The organism is Vibrio sp. S/42/10 (assembly GCF_029890535.1).
Classification (GTDB): Bacteria; Pseudomonadota; Gammaproteobacteria; order Enterobacterales; family Vibrionaceae; genus Vibrio; species Vibrio cyclitrophicus.
The window spans coordinates 110,146-136,001 of the sequence record NZ_JAKMZC010000003.1; the positions used below are offsets into that span (position 1 = coordinate 110,146).

At 44.3% G+C, this 25,856-nt stretch carries 19 protein-coding genes and 2 pseudogenes; 8 read left to right on the plus strand and 13 right to left on the minus strand.

Translation table 11 applies throughout. The annotated features are described in order from the left end of the window. Nucleotides 1–16: 16 nt before the first annotated feature. Entirely contained in the window at nt 17–556 is a 540-nt protein-coding gene (locus L8S15_RS04565; RefSeq protein ID WP_010436340.1) for a DUF3332 domain-containing protein, read from the minus strand. Nucleotides 557–826: 270 nt separating this feature from the next. Here L8S15_RS04565 and L8S15_RS04570 point away from each other — a divergent pair, with 270 nt between their 5' ends. After that, nucleotides 827–1,873: a succinylglutamate desuccinylase/aspartoacylase family protein gene (locus tag L8S15_RS04570; protein WP_010436338.1), complete on the plus strand. Its 1,047-nt coding sequence runs from the start codon at nt 827–829 to the stop codon at nt 1,871–1,873. Nucleotides 1,874–2,046: 173 nt separating this feature from the next. On the opposite strand, the gene L8S15_RS04575 is transcribed toward L8S15_RS04570, so the two are convergent. Next, nucleotides 2,047–2,361, minus strand: a complete 315-nt coding sequence (locus L8S15_RS04575) for a DUF3622 domain-containing protein (RefSeq protein ID WP_010436335.1) — start codon at nt 2,359–2,361, stop codon at nt 2,047–2,049. Between the two features lie 355 nt (nt 2,362–2,716). Between L8S15_RS04575 and L8S15_RS04580 the strand changes: the two genes are divergently transcribed. Next, nucleotides 2,717–3,727 carry an adenosine deaminase gene (locus L8S15_RS04580; RefSeq protein ID WP_010436332.1) on the plus strand — a complete coding sequence of 337 codons (1,011 nt, stop codon included), beginning with the start codon at nt 2,717–2,719 and terminating at the stop codon, nt 3,725–3,727. Between the two features lie 77 nt (nt 3,728–3,804). Here L8S15_RS04580 and L8S15_RS04585 read toward each other — a convergent pair whose 3' ends face one another. Next, complete coding sequence (locus L8S15_RS04585; protein ID WP_102421017.1) at nt 3,805–4,989, minus strand: NnrS family protein; 1,185 nt, start codon at nt 4,987–4,989, stop codon at nt 3,805–3,807. 305 nt (nt 4,990–5,294) lie between these two features. On the opposite strand from L8S15_RS04585, the gene L8S15_RS04590 reads away from it, so the two are divergent. Further along, on the plus strand, nt 5,295–5,849 hold the full coding sequence (locus tag L8S15_RS04590) for a gamma-glutamylcyclotransferase family protein (RefSeq protein ID WP_010436312.1): 555 nt from the start codon (nt 5,295–5,297) through the stop codon (nt 5,847–5,849). A gap of 80 nt (nt 5,850–5,929) precedes the next feature. Here L8S15_RS04590 and L8S15_RS04595 read toward each other — a convergent pair. Then, a pseudogene (locus L8S15_RS04595) lies at nt 5,930–6,251 on the minus strand (tRNA-binding protein). Between the two features lie 198 nt (nt 6,252–6,449). Between L8S15_RS04595 and L8S15_RS04600 the strand changes: the two are divergent. After that, nucleotides 6,450–7,448, plus strand: a complete 999-nt coding sequence (locus L8S15_RS04600) for a substrate-binding domain-containing protein (RefSeq protein ID WP_010436305.1) — start codon at nt 6,450–6,452, stop codon at nt 7,446–7,448. Nucleotides 7,449–7,581: 133 nt separating this feature from the next. Here the strand turns inward: L8S15_RS04600 and galM are convergent, their stop codons facing one another. The 4 genes from galM to galE form a co-directional block, all read right to left on the minus strand. Continuing rightward, nucleotides 7,582–8,661 carry a galactose-1-epimerase gene (galM, locus tag L8S15_RS04605; RefSeq protein ID WP_010436301.1) on the minus strand — a complete coding sequence of 360 codons (1,080 nt, stop codon included), beginning with the start codon at nt 8,659–8,661 and terminating at the stop codon, nt 7,582–7,584. A 121-nt stretch (nt 8,662–8,782) separates the two neighbouring features. After that, entirely contained in the window at nt 8,783–9,943 is a 1,161-nt protein-coding gene (galK, locus tag L8S15_RS04610) for a galactokinase (RefSeq protein ID WP_010436297.1), read from the minus strand. A 189-nt stretch (nt 9,944–10,132) separates the two neighbouring features. After that, nucleotides 10,133–11,188: a UDP-glucose--hexose-1-phosphate uridylyltransferase gene (locus L8S15_RS04615; RefSeq protein ID WP_016787772.1), complete on the minus strand. Its 1,056-nt coding sequence runs from the start codon at nt 11,186–11,188 to the stop codon at nt 10,133–10,135. A 248-nt stretch (nt 11,189–11,436) separates the two neighbouring features. Beyond that, nucleotides 11,437–12,447 (minus strand): UDP-glucose 4-epimerase GalE, encoded by a 1,011-nt coding sequence (gene galE, locus L8S15_RS04620; RefSeq protein WP_016767619.1) that lies wholly within the window; start codon nt 12,445–12,447, stop codon nt 11,437–11,439. A gap of 393 nt (nt 12,448–12,840) precedes the next feature. Between galE and ebgR the strand changes: the two genes are divergently transcribed. Both ebgR and L8S15_RS21830 read left to right on the plus strand, forming a co-directional pair. After that, nucleotides 12,841–13,824 carry a transcriptional regulator EbgR gene (ebgR, locus tag L8S15_RS04625; protein ID WP_016791861.1) on the plus strand — a complete coding sequence of 328 codons (984 nt, stop codon included), beginning with the start codon at nt 12,841–12,843 and terminating at the stop codon, nt 13,822–13,824. 415 nt (nt 13,825–14,239) lie between these two features. Then, nucleotides 14,240–14,395, plus strand: a pseudogene (locus tag L8S15_RS21830) (amino acid permease); the annotation flags it as partial. Between the two features lie 125 nt (nt 14,396–14,520). On the opposite strand, the gene L8S15_RS04630 reads toward L8S15_RS21830, so the two are convergent. The 4 genes from L8S15_RS04630 to L8S15_RS04645 form a co-directional block, all read right to left on the minus strand. Beyond that, complete coding sequence (locus tag L8S15_RS04630; RefSeq protein WP_280572042.1) at nt 14,521–17,637, minus strand: beta-galactosidase; 3,117 nt, start codon at nt 17,635–17,637, stop codon at nt 14,521–14,523. A 171-nt stretch (nt 17,638–17,808) separates the two neighbouring features. Next, complete coding sequence (locus L8S15_RS04635) at nt 17,809–19,035, minus strand: extracellular solute-binding protein (protein ID WP_280572043.1); 1,227 nt, start codon at nt 19,033–19,035, stop codon at nt 17,809–17,811. A 177-nt stretch (nt 19,036–19,212) separates the two neighbouring features. Then, nucleotides 19,213–20,064, minus strand: a complete 852-nt coding sequence (locus L8S15_RS04640; protein WP_004734435.1) for a carbohydrate ABC transporter permease — start codon at nt 20,062–20,064, stop codon at nt 19,213–19,215. Then, nucleotides 20,064–20,984 carry a sugar ABC transporter permease gene (locus tag L8S15_RS04645; RefSeq protein WP_280572044.1) on the minus strand — a complete coding sequence of 307 codons (921 nt, stop codon included), beginning with the start codon at nt 20,982–20,984 and terminating at the stop codon, nt 20,064–20,066. Before L8S15_RS04645 ends, L8S15_RS04640 begins: the two co-directional genes overlap by 1 nt. A 296-nt stretch (nt 20,985–21,280) precedes the next feature. Between L8S15_RS04645 and ugpC the strand changes: the two genes are divergently transcribed. Then, entirely contained in the window at nt 21,281–22,363 is a 1,083-nt protein-coding gene (gene ugpC / locus L8S15_RS04650) for a sn-glycerol-3-phosphate ABC transporter ATP-binding protein UgpC (RefSeq protein WP_017087456.1), read from the plus strand. Between the two features lie 281 nt (nt 22,364–22,644). Beyond that, nucleotides 22,645–23,985: an MATE family efflux transporter gene (locus tag L8S15_RS04655; protein WP_280572045.1), complete on the plus strand. Its 1,341-nt coding sequence runs from the start codon at nt 22,645–22,647 to the stop codon at nt 23,983–23,985. A gap of 97 nt (nt 23,986–24,082) precedes the next feature. On the opposite strand, the gene L8S15_RS04660 is transcribed toward L8S15_RS04655, so the two are convergent. Further along, a complete protein-coding gene (locus L8S15_RS04660; protein WP_065099644.1) occupies nt 24,083–25,777 on the minus strand; it encodes a solute:sodium symporter family transporter in 1,695 nt (564 codons plus the stop codon). Nucleotides 25,778–25,856: the final 79 nt, after the last annotated feature.

The following is a 25,856-nucleotide window of genomic DNA, read 5'->3' on the forward strand; positions in this document are numbered from 1 at the left end:
GTGACTAAACAAGCAATTAAGCGCGTGTAGCCGCGTAGCTCTCTAGCTCATCAATTGAAGTTTGTGCCACAACTTCACCATCGATGAAGTACGTCACCATCTCGCCATCGCGAACACCGATTAATGTAGCACGCTCACCAGATTGGTATGTAATATCCATTTGGATAGTGTTTTCATCGATCTGCTGCATTTGACCTTTTTCGATCATATCAGCACTTGTGATAGGACCTACCGGCGCTTCCGTTAGAGACGGATCCAGTTGATGGTTAATATCAAGGTAAGTATCCATCTTAGTATCAAAGATATGCGGGGTACCAGTTAGAGGGTTACTACCCGTCCAGAACTCTAGCGAGTTGAACACTAAGTAATCGGCAGCAATAGTTAGACCGTAAGCTGGTGCTAACAATAAGTTTAAACCACCACGAGCATAACGGTTATCAACAGCTTTAAGGTTGAATTTCATTAAGTACCCCGTCACTGCGTTGCTACCAACGCAGCCAGATAAAGCAACTGATACCACCGCCAGAGCTACGACTTTTGAAATTGTTTTCTTCATTTTTATCTCGATATTTGAATTTGGCCACCAAAAATGGCGATGGATAATAGCAGCCATCACATTCTGAATTATCAGATTAAAATCAATAAATTGTCAGAAAAATCACAAATTGAAACACCCAAAATTATCGCAAATTAAAAATTGAAACCAATAACCAACCCCCTCCATAAAAAAGTTTTGTCGTCACAGTAAAGCGATTGATTCGTACTAAAAATCAACGATTGCTACATTCCGTGTTAACGAATTATCACTATGTTGAGAACAACCTAAATGGCAAGACTAAAACCTAATCAACCATTCGAATTACTTGGTTATACTGTTCAGCCAGGACAACGAAAAGAGATTGAACTACAGGCAGCTCAGCTTTACACGCACTCTCCACTTTCGATCCCGATTGAGATCATCCACGGTCGCCAAGCTGGCCCAACACTAATGGTAAACGCTGCTATTCACGGTGATGAGCTAAACGGTGTTGAGATTGCACGACAGTTAACTAACGCAATAGAACCTAATAAACTGAAAGGTACATTAATTGTTGTGCCGATCGTAAACGTATTTGGCTTCATTCATAAATCTCGTTACTTACCAGACCGTCGCGACCTAAACCGTTGCTTCCCAGGTAGTGAGAAAGGCTCATTGACATCACGCATCGCTTACACCTTCTTCGAAAACGTAGCGAAGCACTGTGATTACATTTTGGATCTACATACAGGTGCTATTCACCGTACTAACCTGCCACAGATTCGTGCAAACCTATCAAATCCAGAAACATTACGAATTGCGAAAGCGTTCGCAACGCCAGTAATCATTGATTCACCTTTGCGTGATGGTTCACTGCGTAGCGAAGCTGAAAAACTGGGCATCCCGGTACTGACTTATGAAGGTGGTGAAGCGCTGCGTTTTGATCCTTTAGCGATTCGTGCAGGCTATCTAGGCGTTCATCAAGTGATGAAAGAAATAGGCATGTTGCGCCCTAACCGTAAGAAGTTGCCAGAGCCAGTATTGAGCAAATCCACCAGCTGGATCCGCGCTGAATCAGACGGCATCTTGCGTAATATGGTAAGACTTGGTGAACAAGTTGAGGCTGGGCAAACTCTAGCTTACATCAGCTCTCCTTTGGGCCACGAAGAAGGCCAAGTGATCACAACCAAAGGTGGTATTGTGATTGGCCAGCAAACGCTGCCTCTTGTCAACGAAGGTGATGCAGTATTCCACATTGCTTACTTCAAACAAGACGATGAAGAAGTAGGCCAATCAGTAGAAAGCTACATTGAAGAAGTAGCAGAAGACGATTGGCTAACCACACTGAACAACTGATTAAAGCTTGATAGAGCGACGTTAAAAACGATAAATAAAAACCGTCGCTCTTAGGCAAAATAGAAACGAACTCCACAAACGAAAAAGCCCCAATATAGTCACCTATATTGGGGCTTTTTTTATAAGTCCCTTATCTTAAAATTAAGGGACCTATAAGTTAATCGTGCACCGAATTACTCAGCGTCTTCCTCTTCTGCACGAGCTTTAGCGCGTGCTTCACGAGCTTGCTCAGCTTTAAGCTCTTTAGTGTGACGTAGTTCGTCACGCTCTTTACGCTGCTCTGATTTACGCTCGTTACGTTCTGCTTGGTTTGCGATGAAAGATGCTAGTTCTTTCTCTGCCCACTCTTGTGCTAGAGCTTCAGTTTCGAAACCAGACTCACGCTTAGATACTGTAGTACTGCGAGATGTTACTTGACGAGTAATCTCTGCACACCAACCGTTGCGTTTTTCTGTAAGGCGGATATCAAATTTTTTGTTCTTAGACATGTTCTATTTTTTCCTAAGGGAGATCATTACGGGATCGGTCAACTTTGATAACTCCATCTAAGTGGGTATCTTTTAACACCATCCCTTGGTAAGCGCGGTATTAGAGCACAAATCAACACATATTGCTGCAAATATTTGCAGCGGATCACACTCTAGTGCGGTAAATCGTTTGCGAGTCATTTCAATTCGTTCATAACTCCAAAATAGCTTCCAATTTACGGGGCACTTTCTCGATAACGAGCAAATGAACTATGCTCAAATAGAGATAAATGAAAGAGATAGCCTATAGACTCGGATCTCACCATCGAAACATCTCACCTACTCCGCCCATAATTACAATAGCGAAGGGGTTGCTATGGATAGCTTTATCAAAAATTTACCTAAAGTTGAACTGCACTTACATATTGAAGGTTCGTTAGAACCAGAACTGATGTTCAAACTCGCCAAGCGTAATAACATTTCAATTCCCTTTGAAAACCCAGACCAAGTAAGGGACGCGTACCAATTTCACAATCTTCAGTCCTTTCTCGATATCTATTACCAAGGCGCTAACGTACTCATTCATGAACAAGACTTCTACGACCTGACATGGGCTTATCTACTGAAGTGCCAGCAAGATAATGTGGTTCATACCGAAATATTCTTCGACCCTCAGACTCACACTGAACGCGGTATTGCCTTTGAAGTCATAGTCGGTGGGATCACTCGAGCTTTGAATCAAGCAGAGCAAGAACTTGGCATCAGCAGCCAACTGATCATGTGCTTTCTGCGTCACCTTGATGAAGACAGCGCTTTTGAAACGCTCAAACAAGCACTTCCCTATAAAGATAAGATCATTGCCGTTGGGCTAGATTCATCAGAACAGGGCAACCCGCCAGAGAAATTTAAACATGTATTCCAAGAAGCTATCAACCAAGGCTTCCTGACCGTCGCACACGCCGGAGAAGAAGGCCCAGCACAAAATATTATCGACGCACTGAGCTTGTTAAGCATTACCCGAATTGATCATGGCGTTCGCTGTGTTGAAGATGAAAACTTGATGGAACAGCTAATCGCTAAACGCACACCGCTGACGGTCTGCCCACTATCGAATACCAAGCTCAAAGTCTTCGACACCATGCAAGAGCACAACATCGTCGAGTTGCTGAGAAGAGAGCTATGCGTCACCATCAATTCCGATGATCCCGCTTACTTCGGCGGGTATATGAATGATAACTTCCTCGCCGTCGCCAATGCTCACATGGTGACGAAAAACGAATTAGCACAGTTCAGTATTAACGCCATCGAAGCCAGTTTCATCTCACCTCACGCCAAAGAAGCTCTCATTGCACAAGTGCGCCAATATCTTGCTGAAAATATTCACTAAAAAATGGACCTATGCAGCGATCAAAAAAAGGGAAGCTCAATGTTTCCCTTTCAAAATGAGTTCGAAAATCAATACGCTTAGCCTGGGTGACCATCCACTCTTGGGGTTAACAGCATCATGCCAAACTTCCAGATAAATAGACCAAACGCTAACGTCCACAAACCTGCGCTGATGTTCACAATTTCAAACAAGTAGGCAGGGAAGAAAGTCACGCCTAAACTGCGAACGAGTGCTGCGATAAAAATAGCAGAGAACGCCAAAGCCATACTCTGCCCTTTATAGATAGCACGACCAGTATGCCCCATCGTCACACGCGTAATCATCGCTAGAATTAATCCACTCAGACCGCCAATAGCAAACAGGTGCAGCATGTTATGGCTTGCGAACGGGTTGTCCAACAAACCTCTCAGCAACAAACTCAAGGGAATACATAAGTAAGCCGCATGCAGTGACCACACCAAAGGTTCAGATAATGTCGTCCACGGTTTCCAGCGAATGAAGCGTACCAATTGAGCTGCTCCCGCAAATACCATCAATTGATTGCCAATTTGAGCAAAAGTTAATGGGAAGAAGCTCAACACAAATAAACCAACCAAAGGTAGATTCGCTAAGCATTCTAACCAAACGAGTGGTTGTGCTTTTTCAAAATCAAAACGACGCGCCGTAAAGAATGGAATCACTCGTCCACCCATTACAGACAATAACAACGTAAACCACCACAACATCGCGTGCCATACTGCAGACGATGGAAATGGAGGCATGCCCTTAATGGTTGCATAGCTAGCAAAATTCGCCACGATAGCCAGTATAAACAACGGAACAAAGAACAAGTTCTTCCAGCCTTTTGACTTCACAACTCGGAAACCAATTTCGTAAGCGGCAAAGATCATAAACAGCGCCTCAACCGATGAGATCAGCCACAAAGGTGCAGGAGTCCAAAATAGAAGGCGAGGTGCAAGCCATAATCCCACTAAGGCAGCCAATCGATAATGCTTAGTGCCATTGACTCCCGTCCACGTTTGCACCGCCGTTAAAACAAAGCCGACAACAATCGCCATAGCAAAGCCAAACAACATTTCATGTACGTGCCACCAAAGCGCAGGGACTTTTAAAATCTCCGGCTGACCATTTTGGAACATGACAACCCAAGCCACGATAGCGATAACGGCATAGAGACTGCCCAAAAAGAAGAAAGGTCGGAAGCCTAAACGCAGATAGGCTGGAATTGCGTCTTCTACACTTTTATCTGTGATATTTAACAAACTCGTTCCTCATTTCAGATAACGGCCAAGAATGGCTTATATGGAATTGGCATAAATAGCCAAATTCATGATGCAGTCATCATTACTGTTATTTTTATTTAAGTAATGCACGAAACGCGCCAAAGGTATAAACCCAATAAAAACAATCATAAACGCGTAAAAAACACAAAGAAAAGAGTCAATTAAACACACCAATACATGTCAATTAGACACGAAAGTGTTAAAAATAATAACTACTGACATTTAGTTACTTGGAACATATAGTAAGACTAGTCTCAAATTCAAAAGAACAGACAGGGAACGCGATGTATATTTTCGGTTACGGTAGCTTAATCAACTCCTCTTCACGTCAACTAACAGGTCAAACTGGACAGGCCATTCCTGCAATTGTGCATGGCTTAGTGCGCCATTGGAGTAAAATTGATGACAGTTACGTGTTGTCCCCCCTCATAGTCAATCCAGGAGATGGTCAAGTGAATGGAGTATTGCTTGAGGTTGATGATATTACACTGGCTGATTTTGATCGCCGTGAACGCGGTTATCACCGAATCGAACTCAAAGCCGATCAGATAGAGAGCAACACTGAGTTCAAGCAGGATCAATCGATTTGGGTATACATCAAAAACGAAATTGAAGCGCCTTGCGAGAACAGTCCTATCGTTCAAACCTATGTCGATACGGTATTAGCAGGATGTTTAGAGGTGTCTGAAAGCTTTGCGGCGCACTTTGTTAAACACACACAAGGTTGGCATCACCCATTAGAAAATGATCGCCACCAGCCTAAATACGGCAACCTTGCAGGAGTTTCCGATCATCACCATAGTGTAATTGATGGCTTGATACTGACCGTACGCGGCTAGTTAATATACATAGCTAATTGCTCGACAAAGCTAGCTAATTTAGGTTGGTGAACACATTGACTCACCAACCTAAAGCGAGCTTAAACGACACGAATACCCGTTGGCATCACACGTTCTGGTGTCAGCAGTACACTTTCAGATTCACCTTCCGTTTCTGCACATAACAACATGCACTCAGAGGTGTGGCCTCTCATCTTCGCTTTCGCTAAGTTACACAATACAACCACTAGTTTGCACATTAACTCTTCTTCGGTGTAGTAAGGGACAAGGCTGGTTACCGTTTGTAGCGTCTTCTACTTGCACAATGTAAAGCTTGTCTGCGTTTTCATGACGCACAACCTCAATGATCTTACCCACACGCATTTCTAACTTAGCAAAGTCACCATAAGAGACAGTATCCATTTCTCACTTCCTATATTGATTGGTTTCCACTCATTAAAAATATTTACTAAAATTAAGTAAAATGTAAATGTTTACACTAGCATTAAGCCTAATAGTTACAAGCGGTAAAGATCGCATTAATGGAAGTAAAATGAGAGTTTCATTGCCTTACCTTCATTGTCGGTGTTAAATAGATACAGCAATGAATAGAGGTAAAAGATGGCAACAATTAAAGATGTAGCAAAGGAAGCTGGTGTTTCAGTTGCAACCGTATCTCGAGTCGTAAACAAGTCTCCGAAGGCAAGTGCAAATTCAATTGAGTCTGTAACTAAAGCCATGACAAAACTCGGCTATCGTCCGAATGCCAATGCTCGTGCGCTTGTAAGCCAAAGCACGAACACGGTTGGTGTGTTAGTGGGTGATATCTCCGATCCCTTTTTTGGCACCTTAGTTAAGGCTGTTGATAATGTCGCACGCGAAAACGGTAAACATATCCTTGTCGGCAATGGTTCTCACGATCGTGAAGAAGAGAGACAAGCCATTGAGTTGCTGATCAATAGTCGCTGTGATGCCTTGGTGATCCATTCCAAGGGATTAACGGATGAAGAACTCATCGCCTACGCAAAAGAAGTAAAAGGCTTAGTGTTGATCAACCGTTATATTGCCGAAATCGCCGAGCGTTGTATTTTCTTAGACAATAAGAAAGGCGCTTACCTTGCTACAGAATATTTGATTCGTCATGGTCACAAGAACATCGCATGTATCGCTTCATCACACAGCATTGAAGATGCCGATGAACGAGTGCAAGGCTATCTAGCTGCACTCTCTGATTACAAAATCGCGCTGTCTGAAAGCTACATTGAATACGCCGCTCCAACCAGTGACGGTGGCGAGTACGCAATGACCAACCTATTGACCAAATCTCTCCCGATTACAGGCCTTGTGGCTTACAACGATTACATGGCGGCTGGTGCGTTATCTGTACTTGATGAAAACGGTATTCAAGCACCAGATAAAGTATCGATTGTTGGTTTTGATGACGGCTTAATTGCGCGTTATGTACACCCTAAGCTAACTACGATTCGCTACCCTATTCAGATGATGGCAGAGAAAGCCACTCGCCTAGCGCTTGTGCTAGCTAAAGGTCGAGGTACCTCTTCCGAGCCTATGATGTTCTCTCCTACTTTAGTGCGCCGAAATTCGGTAGAGAAAATCTAAATTTTAGTCAACTCATCAAACAAAAAAAAGCCCTAACAGAAGCAGTTCTGTTAGGGCTTTCTCACCATACTCTTCCCAACAATAATCCCTTTGTTGGAGCCAATTAGCATAAACCGTTTTGAGCTAGAATGGACTAGTTTGAATAATCCCCCGAAAATTCAAACTGGTAACAAGTTCGATAGTGGTATTCCTGTTCAGGCCTAAGAATACAACTTTCTTGCTTCCACTCTGGGTGGTTAGGTGAGTCTGGTAAGAACTGGGTTTCCAATGCAATACCTGCATAGTCTTCATAAGTGCCACCGTTTCGATTGGGTGTTCCACCCAACCAATTTCCGGTATACAGCTGTATAGCTGGCTTAGTAGAAAAGACTTTCAAGGTGACAAGTGCATCAGGCGACGTCACTGTAGCTGCGCATTTATCGCGCTTACAGCCATCCGCTAAAAGAAAAGAGTGATCATAACCTTTGGCCGCTTTTTGTTGTTCATCCCCAAGCAAACGTTCAGAGATCATCATAGGCTGACTGAAGTCAAAGCTAGTCGATTTCACCGCCTTTAAATTGCCTAATGGGATACCAACAGCGTTAGTTGGTAAATATTGTGAAGCATTGATACTAACAATATGAGACAGACAATCGTGACCGTTATTCGCCCCTAGTAGATTAAAGTATGCGTGATTCGTTAGGTTAACCACGGTTGGCTTATCAGCGGTTGCAGAGTAGTTAATGGAAACTCGATTATCTTCGGTTATGTCATAACGCACCGATACATTCAAATTCCCCGGAAACCCTTGGTCTCCATCAGTAGACTCTAGAGTAAACACCACTGACGTTTCTGTTTGCTCGGTAATATTCCAACGACGTTTATCAAAACCATCAGGACCACCATGCAAGGTATTGCCCGCTTGGTTGGTTTCCAACTTGTAGTTCTGGCCGTCAATTTTGAAACGACCATTGGCAATGCGGTTAGCATAACGACCAACCGTTGTGCCCATATAACTGGCTTGTTTCTCGAAGTTCTCCATTGAGTTTACACCTAACAAAACTTCACGTTTGTTTCCTTTGACTGGCAGGATACAACTCAACCACGTTGCACCAATATCCATGAAGGTGACTTGCATGCCATGCTTGTTGGACAAAGTAACTAACTGAGCAGGTTGACCATCATAGGCTGCCGTTTGTGTCATGGATTGATGCAAATTCTGCTCTGAGGTCATTCTAAATTCCTTTCTAGTGCCAGCAAAAAACCTCTACATTAGGTAAAGGATTTACTATTTAGCCTACCATGATCTTTTTACTCGGTAGACCTTCGCTTTTGAGCATTAAGTATCTAAACAGCTAGATTACTTCAACAAGACCCGCTCCGTCTTTAGCTTGGCACACATAAATAGATTCTTTTAGCCCCGTCGCCACTTGATATTTCTGTTCAACGGCTGTTTTAATTTCATCAACCAATGCAGGTGGAACCAATGCCACGATACAACCGCCAAAACCGCCGCCAGTCATACGTACACCACCTTGCTCACCGATCACTTCTTTAACCATATCAACCAACGTGTCGATCTCTTTCACTGTGATTTCAAAATCGTCTCGCATTGAAGCATGAGATTCTGCCATCAACTCGCCCATACGCTTCATATCATGAGTACGTAAAGCTTGAGCCGCTTCAACGGTACGGTCATTTTCAGTAATCACGTGACGAGCACGTTTCGCGACCATTTCATCTAACTCAGACTCTTTCGCTTTGAATTGTTCAATGGTCACATCACGCAGTGCCGGAACACCAAAGATGCGCGCCGCTTCTTCACATTGCTCACGACGCGTGTTGTATTCGCTGTCGACTAAGCCGCGTTTTTTGTTTGAGTTAATGATAACCACAGCCATATCTTCTGGCATAGAGACAGCCGTTGTTTCTAGGCTACGACAGTCCAACAGCATCGCGTGGTTTGCACGACCTTCTGCAGAGATCATTTGGTCCATGATGCCGCAGTTACAACCAACGAATTCGTTTTCGGCTTGCTGACCATTCAGAGCGACTTCCGCTTGACTAATCTCTAGGTTGTAAAGCACCTTGAATGTCTGACCGATGACCACTTCCAGAGCCGCAGAAGAACTTAAACCCGCACCTTGGGGCACGTTGCCGGTTACAGAGATGTCGGCACCTGTAAATTCAAAGCCACGCCCCATTAGGCACTTCACCACACCACGAATGTAGTTAGCCCACATTTTGTCTTGTTGGAATGTAATCTCTTGAGTTAAATCGAACTCATCTACTGCATTACCGTAGTCTACTGATACTACACGCACGATGTTGTCGTCACGCTTAGCCGCTGCGACTACCGTTTGGTAGTTAATGGCACACGGTAGAACAAAACCATCGTTGTAGTCGGTATGCTCACCAATCAGGTTCACACGACCTGGAGCTTGAATTATGTGAGTCGCTTGGTAACCAAGGACTTGCTCAAAAGATGCTTTCACGTTTTGGATCAGATCAGACATAAGTAAACTCTCTGCTTAACTCTTTAATCAATTGGTTATGGCCCCTTTACGACACCACTTTAATTCTTTTAGATTCCCGACTTCTTCGTTCCTCACTCTCGGGATTGACGCTAAACGTTTCAATGAAACTGTCATTCCAGGATCGACGGACGAGATATCAGGAATCTCGCTCGTTATCTACGAAGTAGGCTATTCCTGCTCTTTGTAGTGAACGTCACTCAAATCACGAAGACGTTGCGCGGCTTGTTCTGCGGTTAAATCACGCTGAGATTCCGCCAACATTTCGTAGCCCACCATGAACTTACGAACCGAAGCACTGCGTAACAGTGGCGGGTAGAACAACGCATGCAGTTGCCAGTGATCGATGTCCGTACCTTCTTCGAAGAACGGTGCATAGTGCCAGCCCATTGAGTAAGGGAATGAACATTGGAACAAGTTATCGTAACGACTGGTCAGCTTCTTAATCGCAAGCGCTAAATCATTACGTTGTTCGTCAGTCAGTTCACTCATACGGCGAATGTGTGTTTTTGGTAGCAACATAGTTTCAAATGGCCACGCTGCCCAGTAAGGCACTACGGCAATCCAATGTTCAGTTTCAACCACAGTACGTGAGCCGTCTTTCATTTCAGCTTCAACGTAATCGACTAACAGGTTCGAACCTTGTTGCTCGAAGTACTCTTTCAGTAGCTTTTCTTTACGTTCAATCTCGTTTGGCAGAAAGCTGTTCGCCCAAATTTGACCGTGTGGGTGAGGCTGAGAACAACCCATGGTCTCGCCTTTGTTTTCGAAAGCTTGAACCCATAGGTAATCTTTACCTAGCTCTTCAATCTGCTCGTTCCAGGTATCAATCACACCACGGATTTTATTAACTGGTAACTCTGGCAGCGTTTTGCTGTGGTCCGGAGAGAAACAGATAACGCGGCTCAACCCGCGAACACCTTGAGTCTTGAATAGAGGGTTTTCAGACTCTGGAGCGTCAGGTGAATCAGGCATCAACGCCGCGAAATCGTTACTGAATACGTAAGTACCATCATAATCTGGGTTTTCGTCACCCGAGATACGCGTATTGGTCGGGCACAAGAAACACTCTTTCTCATACGCTGGAAGTTGCGCAGTCGATGGCTTTTCATCTTGGCCGCTCCACGGACGCTTTGCTCGGTGCGGTGATACTAAGATCCACTGACCCGTTAATGGGTTATAACGACGATGTGGGTGGTCTACTGGGTTAAATTCAACTTTTGACATGTTTAGGTTGCTCTCAAATTTTGTGTCTTGGTCAATTCACCAAGATGAATAATTCTTCTACAAGGAGATTCCCTATCACGCTCGTTCCTCGCTGTAGGGAATGACGTTCAGAAATCGTAGTTTTAAAATTCGTCATTCCAGAATAGAGGGACGAGTTATCTGGAATCTCTCTTTTCTCATCTATTACCTTTGCATTCCCCAATGAAATTGGAGTTGCAGCTAGGCAGCTTCAATCACACAGGCTAAGGCTAGTAGCCATTCGGGTTATTCGACTGCCAATTCCACGTATCCGCCGTCATTTCCATCACGCTGCGCGTCGCCTTCCAGCCAAGCTCTCGCTCTGCTTTTTCAGTACTTGCCCAACATTCGGCAATATCACCTGCGCGGCGTGGGCATAGTTCATAAGGAACTAGCTTGCCCGATGCTTGTGCGAAGGCTTCAACCATCTCGAGTACACTTGAGCCTTTGCCCGTACCTAGGTTGTAAATGTGTAAGCCCGCTTTCTCGCCCACCACTTTTAGCGCTGCGACATGGCCATCCGCTAAATCCATTACATGAATATAGTCACGAACGCCTGTGCCATCGACTGTTGGGTAATCGTTTCCAAAAACAGCCAATTTTTCACGGCGACCAACGGCTACTTGAGCAATAAACGGCATCAGATTATTTGGGATACCTTGTGGGTCTTCACCCATGGTGCCTGATGTATGTGCACCAACAGGGTTAAAGTAGCGCAGTAACGTCACGCTCCAGTCGTTTTCAGCGTTGAATAGATCGCTCAAGCACTCTTCCACCATGTATTTACTGCGACCGTAAGGGTTAGTTGTCGCGCCAGTTGGTGAAGTTTCAGTAATCGGCACCACTTCTGGATCACCGTAAACAGTAGCCGAAGAACTAAACACGATGCTTTTCACGCCTGCTTTTTTCATGCTTCGAGCTAACACCAGTGAACCATTTACGTTGTTATCGTAGTACTCCAAAGGCTTAGCCACCGACTCCCCTACCGCTTTCAGACCAGCAAAATGAATCACGGCTTGGATATCATTCTCTGAAAACACGCTATCTAGAAAAGATTGGTCACGAATGTCGCCAAGATAAAACGTTGGTCGCTTGCCAGTTAACGATTCGATTCGTTCCAGCACTAGCTCTTTGCTATTGCAAAGGTTATCAACAATGATCGGCTCCATACCTGCCTGTATCATTTGAATGCATGTATGACTTCCGATGTAACCCATGCCGCCCGTAACCAGTACTTTCACAATCAACCTCTCTTTGTCGTCATTCGTGGGCTAACTCGAACTGATATTCAGCTCAGTAGCACCGTATGTCAGAAATAGTAGCAGCCATTTTGACTATAATTCTGTGATCAAAACCACGAAGTGTAAACGTTTACACTAAGTTTAATCATTGGTACAGAATAAGACATAGAGATAACGCATAGATATTAACCTCTAAACCATTGAATCTTAATAATATAATTATAGATAGTTAGGTTTTAGACATCACAAATGAGTTGAGCATTTATTTTACTAAAAGTTAATGCAATGACGTCTAGTTTGATTACAATAGGTTTGTAGAATAAAGAGGTGCATTGCTTTTTTACTAAATACCAATTTCAAAGCAGCGCAATATTCCAATAACAGGAAGTGAGTATGGCAACGTTAAAAGATATCGCGACTGAAGCGAATGTATCATTGGCTACAGTTTCAAGGGTTCTCAATGAAGATCCAACATTAAGCGTCAAGGAAGAGACCAAAAGGCGTATCTTTGAAATTGCAGAGAAGTTGGAATACAAAACCAGCAGCTCACGAAAAACCGTTAGCAGTAAAAAACAAAACCATCACTTTCTAGCACTGTATAACTACAAGCAAGAAGTTGAAGTTAACGACCCTTACTACCTATCAATCCGCCATGGGATTGAAACCCAATGTAAAAAGATGGAAGTTAAGCTAACCAACTGTTATGAGAGCAAAATACAGATTAACTCAACGCCAATCACAGGTGTTTTGTTAGTAGGAAGAATGACACCGGAGGTTATCGAACAAGCCAAAAAGCTAAGCGATAATATCTGTTATGTCGATTTCACTGATCACTCTGAACCTTATGACTCTGTCGATATCGACCTGGCTTTGATCAGCAAAGAGATCACCAACTTCTTTATCAACCAAGGCTATCAACGCATTGGTTTTATTGGCGGACAAGATAACGTCAACACTCCTGATATTCGCGAAGTAGCCTTTGCTGAATACGGTAGCCTTAAGAACGTTGTCAGTGAGCAAGACATCTACCGTGGTGACTTCTCTAGCTCATCAGGTTACAAGCTTGCAAAACAGATGCTCGCGACTGACGACTACCCTAAAGCCATGTTTATTGCATCAGATTCCATCGCTATTGGCGTTTTACGAGCGATACATGAACACGGATTGCGCATTCCTGAAGATATTGCGCTGATCAGTGTAAATGACATCCCAACCGCTAAGTTTACTTTCCCATCTTTATCAACGGTTCGTATCCATTCTGAACTGATGGGAATTCAAGGTGTTAACCTTCTGATAGAGAAAGCGCGCGACGGCCGAACCATCCCATTACGCGTCTATGTACCAAGCAAAATTAAGCTGCGCGACACAACAAAATAGTTATAAATATCAAATAAATAAACCAAAGCCACCTTTATTTAAGGTGGCCTTTTTTTGCTCATCACATATATCAATCGACACATATCCTCCTCTTTAACCTGCTGCATAAATCAACCAATAGCATTCTTTTAAGTGGATCACACAGCACCGCAAAAAGACCATAAAAACGTGATTAAGTTAAAATAAAACCATCCAATAATTCAGTAAATACTTTACTAATAATTATATCAAACCAAAAGTACTCCTATTCACTAAGAACCTATTATGCATAAGAAAAAAATGCAAATACGTTTCAGAGAGAACGGTTCAGCTACTTTCAACTATTGCATGGCCAATGGAAGGCCACAGCGATCTTAAATACGCAGATGAAGGTTTCCTATTACCAATTGATGTGCCTTTCGTACCATAAGACAACCCAACTGGCACAGACATCATGACCGTAACCTTCTACAACGCGGGCGGTATCTTGATCTTCCTTGGCTACGCATGGTAGAGGTACGGTCAATACGAGAAAAGCTTATCTCCAGAAGAGAACAAACTAGAAGCAAAACCTGAACCGGTGAACGCTTAGTTTTACCCTACATTCTGATTGAATACTTAAGGTACTCCCATTTGGTGAGTACCTTTTTTATGACTAAATAACAAGCTCTTAGACTATTTGGCCTACCATGATCCTTTTACTCTATTCACTGTACGTTAGCCTATGTCACCACAATGGAAGCGCACCTGATAATGGTAATGCTCTTTCAATAGTTTGTATTCATCATGGACACTTGGCGTCCATGAGTCGTCGCCGCCGACGCCCATATGGAAGCCATCGACATAAACAAACAGCTGTTCTTGTTCGGTTAAGTCACAAGTATGCTTTGCCTTCTGTAGCTGCTGTAACCCAAAACGACTGACTGAGAAATGAAAGTCTCCTTGCAGTTCAAATTTACTAACCTTTGCCTCACGAACATCGCAACGCAAGCCGCAATCAGAAGGGAAAATATACGGGGTATGCATTTGCTCAATGTTCTGCTGATATCGCCCCATATGGGCTGACATTTTTCGATCTGGGTAGTTTTCGTGTGGCCCACGACCAAACCATTCCACCCCGTCAGGCACATGGTTCAAAGCAAACTCAAAACCGACTCGTGGCAGAGACGGCAAACCTTTCGCCGCTTGAACATCCACATCTAACTTAACCTCACCATCGGTAAATAATTGGTACCGCCAAGTCGACAACAAACGAACCTGCCCTTCCACTGTGTGAGCAATGATTGCCGTCACCGACACCCCGTTTTTCTGAGTGATGGATGAAAATTCGATGCACTCTGGAGTAAGCCTATCCAACCTCATCGCCTGCCAGCGTGCTATCCATGAATTAGGGTCGACGCGGTTGGCTTCACTGACACCGATATCGTTGTCTAATGGTGCGCGATAAAAGTTATCTCGAAGACCACTCGCAAGCTGTTCCACCCCTTTGATTTTCCAGCTCTCTAATGTCCCAGATAACCTGTCGAACTCAACTTGATAAGCATCGCCACTCACCGTCAGCAGCGCGTCGGTTTCAGTCACTTTCGGTGGAAATTGAGAGAGGTTGGCATCCAACATCAATTGCGGCTGAGTGGGTAAGGTAAGCTGTTCAATCGCCGTCACATGGCCTTTATTCGCCCACGCAGTATTGGCATTTAATACCACTTCTAGGTTAAGGCAATTAAGCGCATTGGCCGTATGAGGAATAGTCACACCATTGAGTTCTATCTGAACACTCTCACCCGCACCAACCATCAATTCGATACAACCATCGCTCGTCACCACACCATTCTGGGTAACCGTCCAATTCAACGTTTCAACCCTGCTGGTCACAAATAGGTGTTCGCTGTGTACCTCAATCACCAGTGGTGATGCAGAAACCAGCTTGAACTGATAAAACTGTTGCGCCTTTTTCACTTCATGCAGCGTTGGATGTACCGTTCTGTCTGGGAATACCAAACCATTAATGCAGAACTGGCGATCATTAATCTCGTCGCCGAAATCACCACCATAGCCCCAATATTGTTTGCCGCTCGAATCGGTTTTGGTGATCCCTTGATCGACCCAATCCCAGATAAATCCGCCCTGTAATCTTGGGTTGTCTCTAAACGCTTGCCAATATTTATCAAAGCTACCCAGACTGTTCCCCATTGCATGGGCGTACTCACAGAGAATAAGAGGACGATGCTCGTTTGGTAGAGCGATCGCTTTACGAATGCCAACGCGAGGTGTCACTTCAGGTTGACTCTCAACCACAGGTAAATCCCAATCAACACGCGCATACATAGGACATAAAATATCGGTCGCTGCTGTATCTGCCCCGCCACCTTCATACTGAACGGGACGTGTTGGGTCAGTTTGTTTCACCCATTGATACATCGCATGGTGATTACGACCAATCCCCGACTCATTACCCAACGACCAAATGATCACGCTGGCGTGGTTTTTGTCGCGCTCCACTAGCCTTGTCATTCGTCTCATGTACGCACTCAACCATGACGCATCGTCGGATAAACGGCACATCGGAAATTGACCATGGGTTTCCACATTCGCTTCATCAACCAGATACAGGCCATACTCATCACACAATTCATACCATAATGGGTGATTCGGATAATGAGCGGTTCTAACTGCATTGAAGTTATTTTGTTTGAGCAGTTTGATGTCTTGAATCATCCCTTCTCGAGTCATGGTGTGACCCAATTCAGGGTGATGTTCATGGCGATTCACACCACGAATCAGCAACGGCTTACCGTTAACTTTGAGCAAACTATCGGTAATTTCAATACATCGAAATCCGACATCGTAAGCCTCACAATCGACAAGCTCATCATGTTCATTGAGCAATGACACCACACAACGATACAGATAAGGTGATTCGGCACTCCACTTGTTCGGATTCACCACTGAAATGCGGTGTTCAGCGACTTCAGACCAAGGCCCTTTCTCATCCACAACTCGCTCACCAAAGCCCACGATTTGAGGTTCACAAACCAACTGTCCTTGAGCATCATAAAGTTCAGCTCTCAGCTTATCGAAGCCTTCTACATCATTGCTGTGCTTGGTTATTTGCGTAGAAATATTTAAAACCGCATCGCGATAGCAAGCATCTACCTGCGTCTCAATACCAACATCCTCAATGGCGACCTTGGGCTTTCTCAATAAAGTCACATCACGGAATATGCCGCTGAGCCACCACATATCTTGGTCTTCGAGGTAAGAACCATCAGACCAACGCAGCACCATCACTGCGAGCGTGTTCTCACCTGCTTGCAAGTATTCAGACAGGTCAAATTCAGCCGGTAATCGGCTGTCTTGCGAATAGCCAACCCACTTGCCGTTACACCACAAATGAAAAGCAGAATTCACGCCATCAAAGGTCAGCCTATGGGTATCTAATAGCTCCGGTTCCATGCAGTTAAAATGCGTTCGGTAGAGCCCTGTCGGATTGTCGGTTGGTACAAAAGGCGGGTTATCAGCGAAAGGATATTTCACATTGGTATAGATCGGTTTATCAAAGCCTTGCATCTGCCAGTTGCTTGGCACTGCGATCGACTTCCATAAGGAATCATCGAAATGTTCAGAGACAAACTCTTCGCCGACCAACTCAGGCGAATCGAACAGCTGAAACTTCCAAACCCCATTGAGAAACAAGGTGCGTGACGAGTTCTTCCCCAAAGCCTCAGCCAACGAGGTGTAACCATTCAAAGGAGCATGAGCCTCAACAACATTATGATGAGTGATGTGTTGGTTTTCCCATTCGCGGGCAGAGATGATTTGAGAGAAAGTTCTCATTGAGTGTTCCTTACGATAAACCGAATATAGTGAATCATTGCAAGTAGTACTAGGCAGGTTGTATTGGGGGCCTCTTGTGCTCAAAACGACGAACACTAATCAAATAACACTGGCAATGACAAACTGAAAAGGAAAAGAGCCGCAGCAAGAGTCGCTGCGGCAGATAACGTATTACTTAAAGGTACGCTTGCTCACCTTATCGAGTTTCTTCAAGATTTTTTCGATTCGGTCAGGGTGAACCATAAACTCTTGGAAGCCTTTCATGCCCTCTTTGGCCATCGCAGGATCGGTATCACGGTCATAGAACTGAGCCGTACCATCGGTAGAAGCGAGCATTGCTACACCTTTATCTAAGAACGGATCTGACTTGGCTTTGGCTTTATTGTTGGTCGGAATTTGTAACAGCATCTCATTGATCAGCTGTTGGTTTTCCGCACGCGCAACAAACTCTAGGAACTTACGTGCATCTTCCTTATTTTCCGCTTTTGAAGGAATGTGTAGCGTATCCATTGGCGCGTCTTCTGACATCGGAATACTTGGGTCGATGACAGGAAATTGGAAGAAATCCATCTTGCCATCCAACTCAGCAGGGAAGTTAGGCGTGATGAAGTTACCCATCAGGTACATCGCCGCTTTACCGTTGTACAAGAAAGGTTGAGCTTCTTGCCAAGAATAAGAGGCGTGATTTTCTAGATAGTAACCAGGCTCAACAAGCTCCGCCCAGTTAGCGAAGGTTTTCTTCACACGTTCGTCAGAATAAGGCACCTTGCCTTCCATCAACTGAATATGGAAATCCAAGCCGTTGGTACGCATGTTGATGTAATCAAACCAACCTGCAGCAGTCCACAAGTACTTAGTACCAATCGCAAACGGTGCCACACCATTTTCTTTCAGCGTTGCCGATGCCGATTTCAGATCATCCCATGTTTTAGGTTCAGCAATTCCATACTGTTCAAAAATGTCTTTGCGGTAGTAGATACCCCATTGGTAATACGTGTATGGCACACCAAATTGCTTGCCATTCACCGTCATTGCAGGTGCGGCTGACGCAAAGTCTTGCTTCATGTTGTTGTCAGTCCAAATATCACTAACATCTTCAAACAGGCCGCGGTCAACAAAGGCTTTCATTCGGTTACCCGCATACCAAAAAACCACGTCCGGCGGCGAAGTAACCAACCAATTACGAATCGTTGTTTTGTACGACTCGTGATCGTACAAATTGTACTTGACCGTAATATCTGGGTTTTCTTTTTCAAAGCGGTTAATGATCTCACCCCACGCCTCTTTTGGCGCTGGATCAGAAGCATCTGAGTTGATGACTAAGGTGCCTGCAAACGATGTTGCAGACATGGAGGCAGCGAGCACTGCAGAGGCAGCGATATGTTTCACGTATTTCATATTGAGGTCCTTGTTATGGAGCTAAGCTCTCTAAGTCCAATTCTTATTGTTTTCTCTCGTAGGGTTGTTCGTGTTTTAGTTTCTCTTCAATGATTTATCCATTCGGGATGTCGGTAGCAATAACGGCTTATAACAGCCGATATTGCTAGGTTCGTGTATCGATTCTTATCTCTTTATTTACCCTTTGGTCGCACCTAATGTCAGGCCTGCGATAAAGTGCTTTTGCATGGTAAAGAACAGCACTACCGGTGGGATAGCCGCAACCACGGCACCCGCCGACATAAACTGCCAAGACGCCAGCCATTGGCCTTGCAGTGAGCTCAAACCCGCAGTCACAGGGCGAACGTCATCACTCTGAACCAGTACTAGAGCCCAGAAGAAGTCATTCCAAATAAAGGTAAACACCAACACGGCTAACGCAGCTAATGCAGGGCGAACTAAAGGCAGCACCACATGCCAAAATATTTTCCATTCGCTGACTCCCTCCACACGCGCCGCTTCGATCAAGGCATCAGGGATCCCAACAATAAAGTTACGCATGAACAAGGTACAAAATCCGGCTTGGAAAGCGATATGGAAGAAAATCAGCGCCCAATGGGTATCGTAAAGGCCAAGTCCAATAGTTAAATCACGCACTGGAATCATCAAAATTTGGAACGGAACAAAGTTGCCCGCAATAAACATCGCAAAGATCCAAACGTTGGCTTTGAAGTTGTATTTCGCCAAGGCATACCCAGCCAGAGTCGAGAGTGCGACAGCCCCTGCGACCGCTGGCAATGTAATGATCAAGCTATTGATTAGGTACTGCCCCATCGAGGTCGAGGTAAAAACTTGGGTGTAGTTCTCTATGAATTGAATCTCGCTCGGCCAGCCCCAGTAATTACCTTTGTTGATGTCATCCATTGAACGAATCGACGTCATCATCACGGCGATAAGCGGTAATAACCACATCACGATCGAGATAGGTAACGCGACTCGGTAGCTGATATTAGTAAAGCGACCGGCTTTTTGAATTGGTTGCGGAAACATTATTTTTCACTCCTTAACATGCGCCACAAGAAGTAAGCGATATAGATATCCATAATCAGAAACAGCACCACAGAAACCGCTGCACCGTAACCCATTCGATAGTTAAAGATAGACTCTTCATACATTTGATACGCCAGTACCGTCGAGCTGCCCCAAGGTCCACCCGCCGTCATGGTTGCCACTAAATCGAAACAACGCAGGGCACCAATCACGGTCACGACCACGGCGATAAACGTCGCCGGTCTTAGTTGAGGAAGCACCACATACCAGAGCATGCGCCACTTCTTTGCACCATCCAGTCGCGCCGCTTCTAATTGCTCTGGGTCGAGATTGTTCAACCCCGTGAGATACAAGATCATGCAGTAAGAAATTTGTGGCCATAGGCCCGCGGCAATGATCCCGTAGGTCACATAGTCTTCATCAGCGAGTATGGAAACAGGCTCAAAGCCGAAGGCACCTAGTACCATATTGAAAAGACCAAATGACGGGTCATAGAACCAAGAAAATACGAGGCCGACCACCACTTGAGAAATAACAAAGGGGAAGAAGAATAAGGATTTAACGACACGAATGCCTTTCACTTGTTGGTTTAAGAAAAGGGCAATCGCCAAGCCACACGGTGGCGCAAGCATAAAGAAGATCAACCAAAGGAAGTTATTCGTTAACGAAGTATAAAAAGCATCTGAGTCAAATAGCTCACGATAGTTCTCAAGCCCCACCCACTCTTTTTCACCTAGCCCGTCCCACTCAAAGAAGCTCAGCCAGATACTGTCCAAGATGGGGTAGATAACATAGAGAGAGAAGATAGCGATGGCTGGCGCCAAGAACAGCCAAGGCGACACCTTAGAACTAATGCGCCTTTTCTTTTTCGCCGATGGGATGCGATTTTCTGGGTATATCGTTTTCACAGATTGCTCCATTTCCCGAAATTCCTTGTATTAAAAGCTTCATTTACTATTTGATTAATTTCCACCTAGGTTTCTAAATTTAATCGAGCAACGCAGCATTTATAGTAATTACGTTCAAATACTAGGCTTATTGATAACATTGCGCACAGTTATGTTTTATTTTTGTAAACGTTTCCACAAAAATCAGTATAGATCGCCAAATTTATATGACCACGATCAATAAATCATGCGAGGCACCTAACAAATTTCTGATGAAAGCGTATGTTTTAAAGGCAAAGAGATGCAGTCCAACGAAGCAAGGAGAGAGCATGGCTGATATCAGCTTAAAACAGGTCATCAAACGATATGGTGATGTTCAAACGATCCATGGTGTTGATCTAGAAATAAGTAACGGCGAATTCGTAGTATTCGTTGGACCGTCTGGTTGCGGTAAATCAACTCTCTTACGCTTAGTTGCTGGCTTGGAAGAGATTACTGAAGGTGAGATACATATTGGCGATGATCTGGTTAACGATGTCGATCCTGCCGAGCGTGGTGTGGCGATGGTATTCCAGTCCTACGCCCTTTATCCGCATATGACGGTTGAAGAAAACATGGGCTTTGGCCTGAAAATGAACGGGGTAGCTAAAGAAGTCGTCGAGAAACAAGTCACGAGTGCAGCGAAAACGCTTCAACTAGATCCTTTATTGAAGCGTAAACCTAAAGAACTGTCAGGTGGACAACGTCAGCGTGTTGCTATCGGTCGAGCAATTGTTCGCAACCCAAGAGTGTTCTTATTCGACGAGCCTTTATCAAACTTAGATGCTGAACTTCGTGTCGATATGCGCTTACAAATCGCCAAACTGCACCAAGATCTGCAAAATACCATGATTTATGTCACGCACGATCAGGTCGAAGCAATGACGCTTGCTGACAAGATCGTGGTACTAAGAGACGGTCGAGTAGAACAAGTGGGTTCACCTCTCGAACTGTATCATTCTCCACAAAATGAGTTTGTGGCTGGCTTTATTGGCTCTCCGAAAATGAACTTCCTACCGTGTATCGTGAACAGCACCTCAGAAACTCATGCCCAACTGACCGTCAATGGACTTAATAAAATGACTCTACCATTGCCAAGTGATGGCCTTGCCGAAGGACAAAAATTGACTCTTGGTATTCGACCAGAACATTTGGAGATCAATGGCGAGTCAGATATCACTATTGAGTTCCAGAGCGAAGTGGTAGAACGATTGGGCAATAGTACCTATATGTTTGGCCAATCATGTGGTGTTGATAGCTTCAAGGTACACCTACCTGGAGATCAAGAAGTCGCACGCTATCAGTCTCTCAATTTAAATTTCGCATCAAAAGATTGCCATCTGTTTGATGCTGAAGGTCAGCGTATTAACTAGGCTTTGAAAACGGTAGAGCTAGCTCGATGTCGCTAGCTTTACCACTTCATTTCAAACTCATTTCTTGTGCCACTTTTAAATAGTTAAACGCTTCCACTTTCTTCCTCTTTACCTTATGAAACATCTCTCAAAAGTTTCATAACTCACACCTAAATGTTGGCCTCTGAAGGCTTATTCGAACTTTATTTACCCTTAATAGCTATCCGGACATTAATTTGATAGTCGTTTACTCAATAATGGCTAAACTATAGCGTCGCTTACCCCTTTCTGAGAAAACCCAAATGCCTAATGCTGATTCCACCCTAAATAAACGCATGGGAATCGTTGCGCTCACCTGGCCAATTTTTATCGAAGTTCTTCTAAGAACCGCACTCAACACCAGTGATGTATTCATGTTATCGGGATACTCGGACAAAGCCGTGTCTGCTGTTGGTGTTATTTCTCAGATATCTTTTTTCCTGATCATCGTCTCAACCATGGTCAGCAGTGGTACAGGCATCCTAATCGCACAGTACAACGGTGCTTCTCGCACTCAAGAGAGCGCTCACGTGGGCGTGGCGAGCATTATCTTGGCCATTATTACCGGTGTGTTACTCAGTATGATTGCGATTCTTGGTGCTGAATATTTTATTCCGCTCTACCAACTGGAAGCTCAAGTCGAACAGTACGCTCAAGAGTATCTGTTTATCAGTGGTGCTCTCACCTTTAATGTCACGATAGGTGTCGTTCTCACCACGATTCTGCGCAGTCATGGCTACTCTAAGTCACCGATGATCATCAACTTAATAGCAGGTGTTATTAACGTACTGGGTAACTATTGCGTGTTGTACCAACCTTTTGGCCTACCAGTGTACGGTGTACAAGGCGTTGCTGCATCAACGGTCATTAGCCAAATGATTGGCCTATTGATCTTAATCGGTGTTGTAAGAAATAAAGGAATAGACTTACCTCTTAAGCAGTTCAAATTCGTACCTAAAGCTATCTATCAAAAAATCATTAAGATCGGCTCAATGAATGCGGGTGAGGTACTGTCTTACAACATGGCGCAAATCACAATTACCTTCTTCATAGTGCAGATGGGAACCTCGTCATTGGCGGCGTTCACCTATGCACAAAACATCGCACGTCTCTCTTTTGCGTTTGCTTTAGCTATCGGCCAAGGGAGCCAAATTCAAACAGGCTACTACATTGGAAAGGGCTGGATAGATGAAATTACGAGCCGGGTACAACGCTACTTTGTGGTTGGCTTCATCGCCTCAACTAGCATAACTTGTATGGTCTATATTTTCCGTTTTGAGATCCTAGATCTATTCACTCAAGATCCTGAAATCATCGCCCTTGCTGCATTACTTATTGCCGGGTCAATCTTGTTAGAAGCTGGCCGTGTTTTTAACCTGATCTTCATCTCATGTCTAAAAGCGACAGGCGACATTAAGTTCCCTGTAAAGATGGGAGTATTGAGCATGTGGGGCATTGGGGTTGCAATGAGCTATTTGCTTGGTGTGCACTGGGGCTACGGTGTATTTGGTGCCTGGATGGCTATCGCGATGGACGAATGGTTCCGAGGAATCATCATGGCGTATCGTTGGCGAGCAAAGAAATGGATTCGATTCTCATTCTAGAACATGAGTTTAGCGTTACATTTATCTTCATCAGATAGACAAACGCCGCTCCTATTTTCAAGGAGCGGCGTTTTCGTTTTTAATGAATCGAACTCACCTACGCGGTCGCAAGTGCTTTCTTACGCTTTGCTAAGCGTGCTGCAATACCAAACAGCATCACAATGCCGCACACACCGTAGACTTGCATGATGGTTGGATCATCCGAGACAAAACCAACATCAGAGAACATCACGTACGCACCTAATACCATGTAGAGAATGATAGCCGAAGCTTCGAAACGGAACGCCCAAGGCGTAACATCAATGTTTTCATTTACAGGCATCACATAATCATCTTCACGTGGCATAAAGTAACCAATAATGAACATCAGCGCCGTACATACAACAAACAGAATCGCCAATTGGTGTAAGAAGTGAATAGGTGTTTTGAACACTAACTGCATCGCAGCGTATGAACTTACAAATACCACCAATGCCACTTTAGCCGCTAGAGCTGGCACACGTTTAGAGATGTAACCCACAAACACGATAGTGAAAATTGGCACACTGAAGAAGCCCGCTACCATTTGTAGGTATTGGAACAAACCTTCTGGTGCGTACATGATGAATGGTGCGATACATACCGAGATAATCGCGATCACAACGCCGAAGATACGGCCTTTACCCACCAGTTCTTCATCCGTTTTACCTTTACCAAACAAAGGTTTGTAGACATTCAATGCAAATAGAGTGGTCGAACTGTTAAGTACACCATTAAATGTACTTAGGATGGCACCAAACATAACCGCAACAAAGAAGCCAACTAAAGGCTTAGGTAATACTTCGTTTACCAAGCGCGTGTACATGGTGTCAGGGTTACCCGCATCAGCACCAAACATGTGAAAAGCGATGATGCCTGGAATGATTAGGAACAACGGAGAGATAACCTTAATCGCACCCGCAAGGATTACCCCTTTCTGACCTTCTTTTAAGTTCTTTGCACCTAATGCGCGTTGAATGATGGATTGATCCGTACCCCAGTAGTAAAGGTTCACAAGTAGAAGACCGGTAAACAAGGTTGAGAACGGCAGTGGATCGGTCTCAGTACCAACCGATTGCAGTTTCTCTGGCGCAGCGTACAACAGCGTATCTAAGCCAGCCCCAAAACTGCCATCACCTAGAGCCATCAAGCCAAAAACAGGGATCATCAAGCCGCCAATAATAAGACCAACACCATTAATAGTATCGGCAATCACAACCGCTTTGAGTCCACCATAAATCGCGTAAAAGAAACCAAGTAGACCGATCGTCGCTGAAATTAAGGCTATCGAGCTGAATTCTGAAATATTAAGCAGAGCTTGAACATCAAAGATCTCACCGAGAACAACGGCACCGGCATAAAGTGTGGTTGGCAAGATATTGATGACGTACTGGCACAAGAAAAGTAACGTCACAAACTTCTTCACCGACATGTCGTAACGACTCTCTAAGAAGTCTGGAATCGTCGTGATCCCTTGCTTGAGGTAACGCGGTACTAACATCAGAGCGATGATCACTAAGGTGACACCAGACGCTACTTCCCAACCCATGACACTCATGTTGTGGGTATAGGCTTGTGCGCTCATGCCAACAAAGCTAGTCGCGCTCAAGTTGGTTAAAATTAGGGAGCTGGCAATCAAACCACCGGTTAAGCTTCTTCCACCGAGAAAGAAACCGTCTTGTGAGGTGTTCTTGTCATTTTTAACTTTGTTGTAGGTAAACGCGACAACAAAACCAGTAAATAACAAGAATGACAGCAGAACTGTAATAGACATTTTGTTTTCCTTAAGTTTAGTTATTGCGGCAGCAATTCCTCGCTGCCGATTATATTTTTATATTTAGAATTTTATTTGT

What these genes read in the sequence shown, in the direction of transcription:
- L8S15_RS04635 (WP_280572043.1), bottom strand. Translation starts at nt 19,035, where the DNA reads ATGAAATACGTGAAACATATCGCTGCCTCTGCAGTGCTCGCTGCCTCC.
- L8S15_RS04580 (WP_010436332.1), top strand. Translation starts at nt 2,717, where the DNA reads ATGGATAGCTTTATCAAAAATTTACCTAAAGTTGAACTGCACTTACAT.
- L8S15_RS04655 (WP_280572045.1), top strand. Translation starts at nt 22,645, where the DNA reads ATGCCTAATGCTGATTCCACCCTAAATAAACGCATGGGAATCGTTGCG.
- L8S15_RS04630 (WP_280572042.1), bottom strand. Translation starts at nt 17,637, where the DNA reads ATGAGAACTTTCTCTCAAATCATCTCTGCCCGCGAATGGGAAAACCAA.
- L8S15_RS04640 (WP_004734435.1), bottom strand. Translation starts at nt 20,064, where the DNA reads ATGTTTCCGCAACCAATTCAAAAAGCCGGTCGCTTTACTAATATCAGC.
- L8S15_RS04660 (WP_065099644.1), bottom strand. Translation starts at nt 25,777, where the DNA reads ATGTCTATTACAGTTCTGCTGTCATTCTTGTTATTTACTGGTTTTGTT.
- galK (WP_010436297.1), bottom strand. Translation starts at nt 9,943, where the DNA reads ATGTCTGATCTGATCCAAAACGTGAAAGCATCTTTTGAGCAAGTCCTT.
- L8S15_RS04570 (WP_010436338.1), top strand. Translation starts at nt 827, where the DNA reads ATGGCAAGACTAAAACCTAATCAACCATTCGAATTACTTGGTTATACT.
- L8S15_RS04575 (WP_010436335.1), bottom strand. Translation starts at nt 2,361, where the DNA reads ATGTCTAAGAACAAAAAATTTGATATCCGCCTTACAGAAAAACGCAAC.
- L8S15_RS04615 (WP_016787772.1), bottom strand. Translation starts at nt 11,188, where the DNA reads ATGTCAAAAGTTGAATTTAACCCAGTAGACCACCCACATCGTCGTTAT.
- L8S15_RS04565 (WP_010436340.1), bottom strand. Translation starts at nt 556, where the DNA reads ATGAAGAAAACAATTTCAAAAGTCGTAGCTCTGGCGGTGGTATCAGTT.
- L8S15_RS04645 (WP_280572044.1), bottom strand. Translation starts at nt 20,984, where the DNA reads ATGGAGCAATCTGTGAAAACGATATACCCAGAAAATCGCATCCCATCG.
- L8S15_RS04600 (WP_010436305.1), top strand. Translation starts at nt 6,450, where the DNA reads ATGGCAACAATTAAAGATGTAGCAAAGGAAGCTGGTGTTTCAGTTGCA.
- ebgR (WP_016791861.1), top strand. Translation starts at nt 12,841, where the DNA reads ATGGCAACGTTAAAAGATATCGCGACTGAAGCGAATGTATCATTGGCT.
- galM (WP_010436301.1), bottom strand. Translation starts at nt 8,661, where the DNA reads ATGACCTCAGAGCAGAATTTGCATCAATCCATGACACAAACGGCAGCC.
- L8S15_RS04590 (WP_010436312.1), top strand. Translation starts at nt 5,295, where the DNA reads ATGTATATTTTCGGTTACGGTAGCTTAATCAACTCCTCTTCACGTCAA.
- ugpC (WP_017087456.1), top strand. Translation starts at nt 21,281, where the DNA reads ATGGCTGATATCAGCTTAAAACAGGTCATCAAACGATATGGTGATGTT.